Origin of the sequence: Rhizobium sp. CFBP 13644, assembly GCF_014842165.1 — a bacterium.
Lineage (GTDB): Bacteria > Pseudomonadota > Alphaproteobacteria > Rhizobiales > Rhizobiaceae > Agrobacterium > Agrobacterium tumefaciens_C.
In genome coordinates, this window is sequence record NZ_JACYVF010000001.1 from 1,044,276 (window position 1) to 1,058,126 (window position 13,851).

The 13,851-nt window shown below is 59.0% G+C and carries 5 protein-coding genes and 1 tRNA gene; 3 read left to right on the forward strand and 3 right to left on the reverse strand.

Annotated features, from left to right (window positions below; all coding sequences use genetic code 11):
• Positions 1–303: 303 nt before the first annotated feature.
• Positions 304–855, forward strand: coding sequence for an invasion associated locus B family protein (locus IFT53_RS04990; protein ID WP_192063116.1), 552 nt, complete (start codon positions 304–306; stop codon positions 853–855).
• 391 nt (positions 856–1,246) lie between these two features.
• Here the strand turns inward: IFT53_RS04990 and IFT53_RS04995 are convergent, their stop codons facing one another.
• The 3 genes from IFT53_RS04995 to IFT53_RS05005 form a co-directional block, all read right to left on the reverse strand.
• The gene (locus tag IFT53_RS04995) at positions 1,247–9,871 is read right to left on the reverse strand and encodes a GLUG motif-containing protein (protein WP_192063115.1); all 8,625 of its coding nucleotides are present in this window, start codon (positions 9,869–9,871) and stop codon (positions 1,247–1,249) included.
• Positions 9,872–9,944: 73 nt separating this feature from the next.
• Positions 9,945–11,666 carry a ShlB/FhaC/HecB family hemolysin secretion/activation protein gene (locus IFT53_RS05000; protein ID WP_192063114.1) on the reverse strand — a complete coding sequence of 574 codons (1,722 nt, stop codon included), beginning with the start codon at positions 11,664–11,666 and terminating at the stop codon, positions 9,945–9,947.
• Positions 11,667–12,413: 747 nt separating this feature from the next.
• Positions 12,414–12,503, reverse strand: a tRNA-Ser gene (locus IFT53_RS05005).
• Positions 12,504–12,736: 233 nt separating this feature from the next.
• Between IFT53_RS05005 and IFT53_RS05010 the strand changes: the two genes are divergently transcribed.
• Together IFT53_RS05010 and msrA are read left to right on the forward strand one after the other, a co-directional pair.
• Entirely contained in the window at positions 12,737–13,054 is a 318-nt protein-coding gene (locus IFT53_RS05010; protein WP_042616138.1) for a hypothetical protein, read from the forward strand.
• Positions 13,055–13,124: 70 nt separating this feature from the next.
• Positions 13,125–13,775, forward strand: a complete 651-nt coding sequence (gene msrA, locus IFT53_RS05015) for a peptide-methionine (S)-S-oxide reductase MsrA (protein ID WP_192063113.1) — start codon at positions 13,125–13,127, stop codon at positions 13,773–13,775.
• Positions 13,776–13,851: the final 76 nt, after the last annotated feature.

Genomic DNA, 13,851 nt, shown 5'->3' on the forward strand with positions numbered 1-13,851 from the left:
GCGTACCCTTGCGCATGCTTGGCGAAACCGCCAGCATCCTCCACCAGTGGTCAACCTCTAGACTGTAAAAATCCGACATGGCGTGTGCAGACACCGGAGCTGCATTTGCGAGCCCTCGAGGCGAATTGGCACTATGGAAAGAAAGCTGGCTCGCCGGAGAAAGCGTGATGCAGAATTGAGACGCCAGGCGCGCTGTGTGGAATACGATGGCTTGATGAAGGGTAAAATTCTGGCCCTGAGGGGCCAATTGCCGTAACGCTTTAACGAACCATATTATTTAATGAATTTAAGATTGGAGACTTTATGACTTACTCTGGCGCTGTAACGGCTGCACTGTTTGGTTTCTCGCTGTTGTGCTCCGCCAGTTCAGCATCATTGGTGTTGGCTGAAAGTATAGTTGCGGAACAATTGCCAGGTGGAGCGACTGCGCTCACCGAGACTTTCGAAAACTGGACAGTCAATTGCGCAGTTGCGCAGGGAAAAAGGCGCTGCGTGCTCCTTCAGCAGCAAACCAACCAGCAAACCCGCCAGCTGATGTTCGCCATAGAGCTGTCGCCGACCCCTCAGGGGACGGTCGGTGCGACGCTTGTGTTGCCGTTTGGCCTCGCACTTGAAAACGGCTTGACGCTGCAGATCGATGATCAAGCCAAGGGCGAAGCGCTAAAATTCCGCACCTGCCTTCCGGTCGGCTGCCTGGTTGGCGCAACATTCGATAAGGCAACCGTGTCCAGCCTGCGCACGGGCACAACGTTGAAAGCCACGGCACTGGCCGACGGCGGCAATGACATCGGCTTCACCGTGCCGCTCAAAGGCTTCTCGGCAGCGCTCGACCGGGTGCAGGTCCTTGTGAAGTAAAGCGGATACGTCTGTCGATCTGCCCCTGTGCACGAGTGACTGGCTGGCATTAACGAAAACGGAAGAGTGGCGCGAACCCAGGATGTGTTCAAATGGGTTTCGTGCTTTTAAAGAGCAGGGGCTTGTCGCAAACATATGCGCGACTACCCCCCTCAGCACTCTCCTTTTCATGCTTGTGAAACCTTCTGCAGTCCGAAGCGGCGCGGAAAAGAGTAGTTCAGATCGTTGACAGTCCAGCGTCCGGAAGAGCCAAAACCTTTCCTCATCCAAATAGCACCGCATCGAAACCCACCATGGTTCGTCGCGCCGTTTCGGAGGATAGGAAGCCACCGATCATCGGCGCTGCGGCGATCTTGAATATTTCCCCATGCCACCTGCCGTCCGCTTAACGTCAATTCAAGGCGCACTGAACGCTGGTGACTGAGCCAGCGCCCGACGCCGTATCATTCTGGTTTTGAGCCATACATGAGACCGATAAATTGCTGGAGCCGAGGGTAAGCGGTGGGCCGTCCACTTCTTGAACCGTCGTTCCGGTCGACAGCAGATTCTTGAAAATGAAGGGGGAAGGCGTTGCCGAATTCCCGATGGGCATGAAGACCGAATACACCAGCGGTTGCCTCGGTATTGTCGTCGATCCGGCGTGGCTCTGATTGCCGTCAAGGTTAACCGGCAGAGGACTTATCGTCAGCGTTGCCGAAGTGGCATAGGTGATAGCGTAGTCGGAGGTCGAGATCCCCTGCACGGCCGAGGAGGTAATCGTATAGGTACCGGCGGCGGTCGTCGCCGTCGTCGATGAGACAGGTGTGCCGCCGACATTGATGGTCTGTGTCAGGCCGGTGATGGTGTCGCTACCCTGCAGGCCGCTGGCCGTGTATCCCGTTGCAGCCGATGTATCGAGCGCCTGCGCCGTGCCGTAGGTGGCGGTCTGGTTCGATGCCGTGATCGTCAGGGAGGCGGGCGTCACGCTGACCCCGCCGCTGCCGCCAATGACGGTGTAATTGCTGTTCGACAACGTCAGGCCTGCGAGCGAAGTGATCGCCTGTGTACCACCGGACATGACATGGCTGCCGGCCATCGTCGCCGTGCCGCCGATTGTCATGCTATCGCCGGCAACAAGATTGGCGACACTAAGGTTGCTGATATTGACGGCGGTCGATCCAGTGTAGCTCTGACTGCCACTCAGGATGACGGCTAGCGGATCGATAGTCAGCGCCGAAGTGGCATAGGTGATCGCGTAGTCCGAGGTCGAGATTCCCTGCACGGCCGAGGACGTAATCGTATAGGTACCGGCGGCGGTCGTCGCCGTCGTCGATGAGACCGGTGTGCCACCCACATTGATGGTCTGTGTCAGGCCGGTGATGGCGTCGCTGCCCTGCAGGCCGCTGACCGTGTAGCCGGTTGCAGCCGATGTATCGAGCGCCTGCGCAGTGCCGTAGGTGGCGGTCTGGTTCGCTACCGTAATCGTCAGGGAGGCGGGTGTGATCGACACCGTACCCGACGCATAGGATACCAGATAGTTGAGATCATTGCTGTTGAGCCCGCCTGGTGTCAGGACGTAGTCGCCGACGTGTCGGCTTGAGGTCGTCAACCCGGTTACGGTGCCAGCGAGCGCCTGCGCCTGCGTATCGCCGTTGAGCAAGCCGCCGACGGAATAGCTGCCGGATTGGGTATGCCCGTTATAGACGAGCGATTGCGTGGTGGCCGTGACGGTCAGCGTCGGCTGATAGCCGTAGACGAAACGGTCACCGTTGTTCGTGGTGGCGGCAAAGGTTCCCGTCGTGAAGTCATAGGCATTGCCGTAATAACTGAGGCCAGTCAATCCGGTGAAATCGTTGCCGACCGCGGCAGCGCCCGATGAGCCCGTCGCCTGAGTGTAGATCAGCCAGCGGCCGTTGGCGGTAGAGATTGGTGCCGTACCAGCATTGTTGACGAAGGCTCCGTTCACCGCAAGGACGATCGCATCGCCGCTGGCCGCCGAAGACAGCGAGCCACCGGCGCTGACCGTCATGGCGCCCGCTGTCCGGATCTGAATGCCGCCGGTTCGGCTGAGGGCCGTATCGATCGTGAATCCGCCCGATGCTGTTGACAGGATATTGTTCGGAACGGCGGTGAGACTGGCCTCGATCGCGGCTTCGACTGACGATCCGAAGGTGGATGCGAGATTGGCTTCAAGGATGGAAAGGCTTGGCGCTGAGGTCGTCAGGTTGTGTTCGCCGGACGTGATATCAGGCAATGCGACATTGCCCGAAGTCAATGTTCGCTGGTCGCTGTAGGTTCTGGCGCTGAGCGCATTGGCGCCTGATGGCGTCAGTGTCACGCCAAGGCCGCTCGTGGTATTGACGGAGCCGCCGGCGAACACTTGATAGTATGAGCCGTCAGCGCCGACCGAGGCCGTACCATAGCCGAGCAATGCGCCGGACTTGTAGAAGCCGACCTGACCGCCGACAGCAACGTTACCCGTGCTCGTGTAGGCGTGGCCGGAAATGGACTGCGGCAACGTCGAGAAAATCGCCGTTAGATACGGATAGAGCCCGGCTCCAGCAGCCCAGGCGGAGGTGTCGAACCCTGTCGGCAGTGCGCCGATCAACTGGCTCGTGGTCTTGGCCGTCACCCCGAGATAGGAGCCGCTATAGATGCCGTTGGATGGGCCGACGCCTGCGGCTTGGGCCGATGTCTGGGTATTCCAAACACCGTTGGTAATAGTGTCATTGATGGTGTTGACGCTACCGACGAGGCCACCGACATTGCCGGTCGAAGCAGTCACATTGCCAATGGCAAAAGCATTCGTCAGCGTCGCGTTCTGCATGTAGCCAGCCAAGCCACCGACCTGATCATTGCCAGTAACGGCCCCCATTGCATAGACATTCGCCGTGTTGTTCGTATTGAGCAGGAAGCCTGAGAAGCCACCGACCTGATTGACACCGACCACAGCACCTGTCGCGAAACCGGAGGTTACACTGCCGCCCTCGATCCGGCCCGCGAAACCGCCGACCTGACTGCCCAGGCTTTTCACCGAACCTGTCGCGAAGTTGCCGGTCATCGTTGCATAATATTCAAGGCCGACGAAGCCGCCGACCACATTGCTTGCCCCGTAGACCGTGCCGGTCGCGTAGGAGTTCGTGGTGGTACTGCTCTGGCTCTGCCCGGCATAGCCGCCGACCATCGAATTGCCGGTAACCGCACCTGTGGCGTAAGTCTGATTTGCCTGGGCGTATTGCAGGCCGGCAAACCCACCGGTGTAATTGACACCGGTGACCGTGCCTGTCGCATAGGAATTGTTGATCGAATTGCTGTTGTGCTGCCCAACGAAGCCGCCTGTGGCATCGCCCGTGCCGGTGACATTACCGGTCGCATAGCTGTTGGAAATCGTGCGGTCGTTATGGCCGACGAGACCGCCGGTACGACCGCCGCCGGTGACATTGCCCGTAGCCCATACACTGGTCAGCCCATTGCCCTGCTCGACGCCGACAAAGCCACCGGTATAATTGCCGCCGGCGTTTATGACGGTCGCCGTCGAATACTGCCCTGAGCCGATTGCGCCATAGTCCCAGCCAACGAAACCACCGACACCTTCACCGTTGCCGGTCACGCTCGCGCCGGTCGTATAGCTGTTGGTGATTGTGCTCTGGTTCTGGCCGACGAGCCCACCGACGCGGCTGATGCCGGTGACGGTGCCGGTCGCCCAGACATTGTTCAGGGCGCCGCCCTGTGCGATCCCGACGAAACCACCGGTAAAATTGCCGCCCGTACTGATGACGGTATTGGTCGAATATTGCCCCGAGCCGATTGAGCCATAATCCCAACCCACGAAACCGCCGACACCGTCACCGTTGCCGGTGACGGTCGCGCCCGACGAATAGCTGTTGGTTATCGTGCCCTGGTTCTGACCGACGAGCCCGCCGACGCGGCTGCGGCCAGTCACATTGCCCGTTGCGAAACTGAGATTGATCGTGTTGTTCTGCGTGATACCGACGAGGCCGCCAGTATAGTGGGCGCCGATGACGTTGCCGGAAGAGTTGGACTGGCTGATCGAGCCGCCAGCCATATTGCCGATAAGGCCACCGACCGCATCGCTGAGACCGGTGACGGTGCCCGATACAGTTGCGTTCGCAATGCTACCATTCGACCAGCCGACGAGACCGCCGATCTGCGAGTTGCCGGAGACTGCGACGCTGGAGACCACATTGCTGATCGTATTGCTGCCCGTCGTGTAAAAGATGCCGGCAAGGCCGCCAATATAATTTTCGGCTGTTGCGCCACCGGACCACGTCGACGCCGCAACCGAGCCGCCAAGAGTAAGGTTGGATATATTGGCATTGTTGACGACGCCGAAGAGGCCGAGATTGGCCGAGTGCTGGTCGAGCGCGAGATTGCTGATCGTATGGCTGCCGCCATCGAATGAGGTACCGCTGAAATAGGGCGTGAAGAGACCCGGGGTCGATGTGAGGTCGAGATCACTGGTCAGCTTCCAACGGAGGCCTGCAGTTCCGGCAAACCCCTGGAAGTTGATGAAGTCCTGCACCGAGGAGATGCTAAAGGCGCCGTTGCCGTCAGGCGTGAAACCATAGGCCGCCAGCGAGAGCGACCGGCCATTGTTGATCCATGACGTATATTGACTATTGCTGATGCCGCCGATGCTCCATAGCGCAGCAGAGTTGACCAAGACCGTACCTTGGTCGTAGTGCGAATTTCTGACCTGCGCGCCGTTGGTGAGATACCCGATCATCCCACCGAGCGAAAACGTGCCCGTGACATTGCCCGTGGAATAGCTGTCCGTCAGCGTCGCGCTACCGTCCATACGGCCGATCAAACCGGCTATCTGCGAACTGCCGGCCGTTGTGCCTGAGACGTTGCCGGTGGCGTAAACAGTCGTCATGGCGCCATTGCTGCCGCCGGCGAAACCGCCGATCTGGCTGCCGGTTGCCGTGACAGCGCCGGAGCTGTACGAGTTGTTAATCGCGCTTTCGTTATAGCCGACGAAACCGCCGACATTGTTATGGCCGCTGACGGCACCGGTCGCGTACGAGATGGCGACACTGGCATAGTTTCGTCCGATCAGGCCGCCGACCTCGTCGGATGTCGCGGTGACAGTCTTGGTGGAATAGGAATTGGTTACCGTCGACTGGTTCTGACCGATCAGGCCGCCGATGCGATAGCCGCCACTGATCGAGCCGGTCGCGTAGCTATTGTTGATCGTGCCGCCGCAATTGCAACCGACCAAACCGCCAGCGTAGTTCCCCGCATAGACCGCGCTCGACGACCATGACGCTGTGATGGAATTGTCGGAATGGCCAGCGAGGCCGCCAGTCCAGTTTCCGTTGGTCGCAGTGACGGTTCCTGTTGCCCGGGCGTTGACGAGAGCTGTGCTGTTACGGCCGATGAGGCCACCGGTTTGGTCGCCATAGGCCGTCACGCTGCCTGTGGCACTTGCGTCGGTGATCGTTCCGTTGAGGCTGTGGCCGATAAGGCCGCCGGTATAATGCCGTCCGCCGACAATCGTCCCGCTCGCCGAGACCGTCGTTGCCGAGCCCATGAAGTAGCCGGCAAGCCCACCTGTGTAAAAGCCGCTACCGGTCTGGGTGCCGCCATATTGCCGACTGGTGACGTTGACGCTGGAAGCCACATTCGAAGCCGCGATAGCCGAGTTGGACGAGTTATACATCGCTCCGATGACGCCGCCGACATAATCGAGACCCTCGACCGAACCGGTGACCGTCAGATTGGCGATCGCCGCGTCGCGCGCGTATCCGAACAGGCCGAGATTGCTGTTCAACTGATTGATCGAAAGATCGCTAATCGTGAAATTTCCGCCGTCGAACGTGCCGGAGAAATAGGGGATCACCTGGCCCGGAATGGAGGCGAGGCTGATATCGTTCACGAGCTTCCATTTGAGCGTGGAATCCTCTGCAAAGCCCAGAAGGTCCTTGAGGTTCTGGATCGTCGACAGCGAGTAATAGCCGTTTGCGTCGGCAGCGCCGAAATAGGTCGATGCCGTCAACGACTTGGTCGGCAGCCAGCTCTGGAATTGCGCGTCGTAGATGCCTCCTACGGTGATCATGTTCACGCCGTTGATCGCCGTCTGATCGATATCGTAGTGGGAATTGGTGATCCTTACGCCGGGGAGCATGTAGCCGACGAGCCCGCCGACATTGGTGAGACCGGTGACCGAGGTGCCATAGTAGTAGCTGTTGGTAAGCGAGCCGTTCCCTTCCAACCGGCCGACGAGGCCACCAAACTGGTCGCCACCATTTCCGTATGTGGACGAGTAGCTGACCGTGCCCGTGGCATAGGCCGACGAGATGCTGTTATTGGAAAAGCCGGCGATGCCGCCAACAAAATTCATGCCACTGACATTACCGGTCGCATAGACGGTGTTCGCGGTATTGTAGTTTACGCCGATCAGACCGCCGATATAGTGGTAACGGCCGTTCACCGACCCCGTCGCATGGGCTGTATTGACCGCGCCTTCGTTGATGCCAATGAGCCCGCCGACATTGCTGTTGCCGGTGACTGTGCCCGTCGCATAGGCGTTGCTGACGTTCGAATAATTGCGGCCGATCAAGCCGCCGATCTCGTCGCTGCCGTTACTGAGTACCGTACCGGTCGCATAGACGCTCGAAAGCGTGCTCCTGTTGTCGCCGACCAGGCCGCCGAGGCGATAGCCGCCAGTGACATTGCCGGTCGCGTAGCTGTTCGTGGTGAACTGTCCCCAGTTCGCACCGACGAGGCCGCCGGCATAATGAGAGGCATTAACGGTGCTCGTCGAATAGGACTGATCAATCGATCCATTGCCTTCGGAGAAGCCGACCAACCCGCCGGTCCAGTCACCGGAGCCGGAGACCGTGCCGGACGAATGCGCATTGCTGATCGTGACCTGGCTATTGCCGATGAGGCCGCCGGTTCGGTAGTTGCCGCTCACCGCATCCGTGGTGAAGACGTTGGTGACACGGCCAGACGCGTTTGCGAAGCCGATCAATGAGCCGACGTAGTTCTGGCCCGCAATCGTGCCACCGGTCAGCCCAAGATTCTGCACCGTCGCATTCGTCGTGTAGCCAAAGAGCCCTGTGAACTGGGCGTTGGTGTGGTTGATCGAAAGGTTAGCGATCGTGTGGCCGAGGCCCTCAAACTTACCGCTGAAACCGTTCGAGGCGGGGATTAGATTGCCGTTGCCATCTGTGCCGATCGGCACCCAGTTCGTCGTCGACGATGCATCTGCGATCGAATTCGCGAGCGCGTAATGGCCGATGAGGGATGAGGCCGAATTGTTGATGGCGGCAATATCGGCCATCGACTTGATAAGCGTATAGCTATTTCCGTTGATGGTCAGCGCGCCGCCGGACCCCGTGTAATCGAGGGAGCCCGCAAAGCTGCTCGCTCCCATGCCGAAGCCGAGTGTTCCACCCGAACCGCCATTATTCGTGGTGAGGACCACCCCACCCGAGCCGGTCACAGTGATCGGAGCAGTGATGGCGATGCTGTGGTAGGCGTCGAGCGTCAGTGTGTTGCTGCTTGCCCATGTGATGGCGGAGGTAATGTTGATATCGCCAGCACCGGCAGGGTTGACCGTACCTGTGCCGGTCGCGCTACTCGCCGTCGTCTGGAGCGTGACGTTGGTGCTCGCGAGATTATTGGCGATCGTCGTTGCATCCGAAGACCCGACGGTGATGTCGTAGGGGTCCGTCAGCCACAGACCCGTGGTGCCGACCGAAGCCGAGGTATTGACCCGCACTCCGGTGAAATCGACGCTCTTTCCAGAGGTCTCGACCAAGCCGCCATTGCCAGAGATCGAGCCGCCTTCGGCCGTCATCGTGCCATGGGCTTTCGTCAGTCCGTCCGACCAAAGAACGATCTGGCCGCCGTTGCCTGTACCGATCCCATTGGCCGTGATGGTCGAGGCCACGTCCATCGTGACGGACTGCGCATGCGCCAGCGGGCCGAGACCCAGCGGGCCACCGCCGATCAGCACCGTGCCGCCGGTCGTGCCGGACGCATCAATCGTCGTGCCGGTGAGATCGACGCGGGTCGTCACCGTGGTCGTTACCGTGCCGCCGGCTTTTTCCTTCGAGGCAACGCTGACGCGTGCCTTGTTCAGGGCAACGCTGTTGCCCGAGATCGCGATTTTGCCTGAAGCCGATGTGAGTCGACCGGAAACCTTGACATTGCCTCCGTCTCCGCCGCCAAGGACGATCTTACCATTTTTCCCTGATATCGAGGAGGCCTCAATCGAGCCAGGGATATTGATGGCATCGCGCACGGCCTTTCGCGCGGTCGCGGCAGTCAGCACGACCTGTCCGCCTGAGGCCTTGATCTCACCAGAGTTACTGATGAGCGGCGTGCCAGCTGCATCCGTGGCATTGGTCGGGACCGCGACCTGAAGGAACTGGTCGCCGGTGAAATCGAACGTCGCTTGTTCGCCCGAACCAAGGCCGATCTGACCGAGCGGCGCAGAAATCATGCCGGAATTGTCGACCATGCCGCCGAGGAGCGCGACGAAGCCGCCGGATGCCGTGGTGATCTTCCCGGCATTGCTGACCGAAGCCGAGGCGCCGGTCCCCAGAAACCTATCTTTGCCAGCCATGAAGTCGTCATTGCTGACATCAAGCGTCGACGCGACAAAGCCGCGCTCGACGGAGATGACGCCGGTTGGCGTGACCTGGATGCCGTTCGGGTTGATCAGGAAGACGCTGCCGTTCGAGGTCAGCGATCCCGCGATCGTCGAGGTTGTGGATCCCGTCACCCGGTTCAACGTTGCCGAGGACGCATCGGGCTGTATGAACTGAACAGAATTTCCGGCCCCGATGCTGAAGGATCCCCAGTCGATTACGGCACGGCCCGACTGTTGCTGGACTGTCAAAGCGCCCTGTGTCGGAGCGCCAATTTTCGCGCTTCCGCTGGCGACGGTGCCGTTGGCTGGCAGGATATCGTCAGCCCGTGAGGTGAACGGCGCAGCGACCGCCATATAGGCGATCAGGCTTGCCGATCTGAGCAATTTATCCCTGCGAAAAAAGCAGATCATATTGAATACTGAATCCTGAACTTGATTAAAATGGTCTTGCAGGTAGGCACGCGTCGTCGGATTGTCGTCCCGATCAATATTTTATGTTCCAACTTGCTGTTATCCGGGTGTCATCATTGTCAGCAACAGAGGAATTTCCCCGGCCCAGTTCAATCGTGGCGAATGACCAAAGCCCGGTTACGGCTGAGTTGAAATTGAAGCGGAGGCCAGCGCCGAATGACGTGGCGGTCAGACGGGATGTCTCGACCGCGGTCGGGGCCTTGATCTTTCCGACTCCAGCAGCGCCGAAGAGATAGGGCGAAGCGGTCGCCGTGAGACCCAAATCGGCCAGGCTGAACACGCGCCCAAGCTCGCCTCGCACACTGATGCCCGTGTCGGCCATCAGGGTGCCTGCGTCGAATGCCGACAGTGCGTCGTCACCTTGCAGCGAAAACTGGCCCCCTGCGGGCATCGGGCCGGAAATCGCCTGTTGTGCGTGCAGGATAGCCGCACCAGTGAAGTCACCAGGGAGCACCTGTTCATACCGTAGGTCCGCCTCGATCTTGGTGTAATCCGGGCGAGAGCCCTGTCGTGACAGCGGAACGCCCGACGCCGCGGCATCGACTGCTGTCCGTGCGCCGAACCAATCGGTGCCCTGCGTGACGAGGACACCGCCAGAGACAATCGCATTCCAGTCGAGGCTGTGCGATCCCTCAAGACCGGCCGTGAAGACGCGCAGGCGATCAAGGCTCGTTGTCACCCCGAAATCAGGAGCTGTCTGTTTCTCATCGGTGATTTCAAACGAACCGGTTAACGTTAGGGTCGTCTGACGCGTCTTTATGAGCGGATAGAGCGAGCGAAACGCCCAGCGCTCGAAGACGCCGGTGCTTCGCATAGCCGTAGGGCCGAGCCGAGGATTGGTGTCCGAGCGGGCGTATTCCGGATTGATGGTCCAGCCATCGACGCCGACAGGCAGGATGACGCCTGCCGCAGCGATCTGGCGAGATGGCAGGCCTGAAAACACGGTATCGACGTCCGGCCCAGTAATCAGCGAGGCATAGATCGTCTCGCCGAAGCCAAAAACGCTGTTGAGCGAAACCGTTACGGGAAATTCAGCGTCCCGGTAAAGGCTACCAACCTTGTTGTCGACGCCAATAGAAGCCGTAACCGGACGCCAGTCAGCCTGAAGCACCAGCTTCGCACCGCCGATCTTCTCGCCGCGCATGACGGCACTCGCCAGCTGCAAACCCGGCACTTCACCCGCCAGCAACAGTCGTCGCTCGATCTCGCCTATTGTCAGGCCGCTTGCCCCAATGAGCGATGCGACCCGGTCGCGGACAACATCGCGCACGCGCTCCGGTACGCCTGACGCATCGACGGACTCGATGAAGCCATCGAGTACGATGAGCTTGAACACACCACCATCGACCAATTCCTGAGGTGGGACGATCACGCGAGCCAGAACAAAGCCCGCTTGCGCGTAGGCCGCCTCGATCTCCGTCGCTGCCGCATAGAGCGTCTCAACGCTAACCGTCTTGCCGTTGATCCGGGCGAGCACGGCGTCGGTTCGGGATTTCAGCTGCGGCAGGCCGCCTTCGACCGAAGACGAGGCGATCAGGACGGTATATTTTTCAGCACCGTCTGGCACATTGCCCGGCTCTGTCGCCCCGAGCGTCATGCCGCCGCCCTGATGTCGCTGAACCGGCGCGAACGATTTCGGCGTGACATTGCTTGGATCCGTCGATTGCGCGAGCGCGGGCGACCCGGTGAAGACAAGAAGTATCCAAAACGCGATCAATCTGCTGTTCGACATCATCGATCGCTTTCTCGTTGAAGACTGAGAACCGCAGTAGACTGATTCTAATATCTTTTCGAGGGCCGTCTCTATTTTCAGGCGAGGTATTATCCTAGGCATAACGCGGTGCCTGGAGTGGACGAAGCGCAGCGCTTCGCACCGCCGAGAGCGCGCGACTGGTCAATCGCCTCGCAGTTCGAACATGACTATGAAATCCCCACCAGCAAGGTTCTGGCGGAAGCACCCATTTCAGCCAGAGAACGAACGCAAATATTAGCCTTGAAGGCAAGTGACCGGAGGCAAGCCCATTGACCTGATCCTGGGTCTGATCTGCGGTGCCCATAACATCCCAAACATTTTCGCACTGCTTATGATCGGGCATTCATATTCCAAGCCATGTGAATTTCAACTCCAGGGATAGTTACAAGTCAAAGGGGAACATGCAACTCTAAAGATCGTTGGTTAGCTCGGCTTACGCGCGGCTTTTCTTCGATCGTTAATGCACTTTGATCCTCGGCCGCTGAAACGTGTCTCGAAGCAGGACGCTCTCCTGCGGAAATGGCCGCTGCCAACTCAACGAGATGACGGGAAACAGCACGTCTTGCGCAGTGGCGCAACGAATCTCACGTAGCCGAATGTCCTCACGAATGGCGGCGGTCGACCTGATTCTGTCTGAGGATCGCACGAAAATCCTGCCTAAATCGCGTGGCGTGCCAATTCCAGCTAGTCAGAAATTTTACGGAGAAATCGGTCATATACCGAAGAAGGTGGCGGACAGGGTGGGATTCGAACCCACGGTACGCTTTCACGCACACACGCGTTCCAGGCGTGCGCCTTAAACCACTCGGCCACCTGTCCTAATAAACGTCTGCATGTTTGGAAAACTGCAAATCACTGGAACGGCGCGATATATACCGATGAATTCGCGCGGATCAACCCAGATTCGTGAGTTTTTTTATTTGCCGGGCAATTAGATGCGATTGGCGTGATTGCAAAGGGGGGTTGGCACCTTTATCCAGTGGGGCAACAGGCTTGTATGGAACAGATTTGATCCGCAGAGCCGCGCAAAGCCATTGGCAGAGGTTTTTTTCGTGAAATCGATTTTTCGGCTCATCAGTTTCCTGTGTCTTGCGGCAGCGGTGAGCATTGGCGTCTATGATTCGATCCGCTCCGTTTCGACCTCTTCCGTCGATCTGTTGAGCACCCGCGATGTCTGGTTCCAGTATTTTCCTTCCTCGCTTGCCATGGCACAGGCCGGTTTCGATCACTATATTCATCCCGAAGCGTGGCGGTGGCTGGAAAATGGCCTCTCGATGGTTCCGGCATTTGCGGTTTTTCTTGCCCTTTCACTTCTGTTCTGGATGGCGGGATATAGCAAGCGCCGGGCATTGGGCCGCTTTTCCGCTTAAAAGCGGTCATCGTCACGATCCATGAATGCAGAAACCAGAGCGCGGCAGATGCTGCCGCAAGGAGAATGCAATGTTCGGATTGAATAGCAGTTCCAAGAAGACCGTGATGCCAACGCCAGAGACCGCCTTCCCCGGTCGCGATGCGGAGGTAAAGGTGAATGAGCACCACTTCGTCAATGGCAATCCGTTGAAGGGGCCTTACCCCGATCATCTGGAAACGGTCTATCTCGGCATGGGCTGCTTCTGGGGTGCGGAGCGCCTGTTCTGGCAAACGCCGGGCGTGTGGGTCACGGCTGTGGGTTATTCTGGCGGCATCACCCGCAATCCGCATTATGAGGAAACCACCACGGGCCTCACAGGCCACGCCGAAGTGGTGAAAGTGGTATACGATCCAGCGAAAGTATCGCTAGCCGCTCTTCTGAAGACCTTTTTCGAGGAGCACGACCCGACCCAGGGAATGCGCCAGGGCAATGATATCGGCACGACCTACCGCTCCGTGATCTATACGACCAGCGACGCGCAATTGGCGCAGGCCAAGGCAGCGCGCGACACGTTCCAGCAGGCCTTGAAGGCGGCGGGACATGGTCAGGCGATCACGAGCGAAATCGAGCCGCTGGATATCTTCTATTATGCGGAAGATTATCATCAGCAATATCTTGCCAAGAACCCCGGCGGATACTGCGGCCTTCGCGGAACAGGTGTCAGCTGCAACATCGGCTGATAGACCGGCCTAATATACCTTCAAAAGCGCGTTCTCACCCCCAAACGGGGCTGAGGCGCGCTTTTATTTTTTGCAG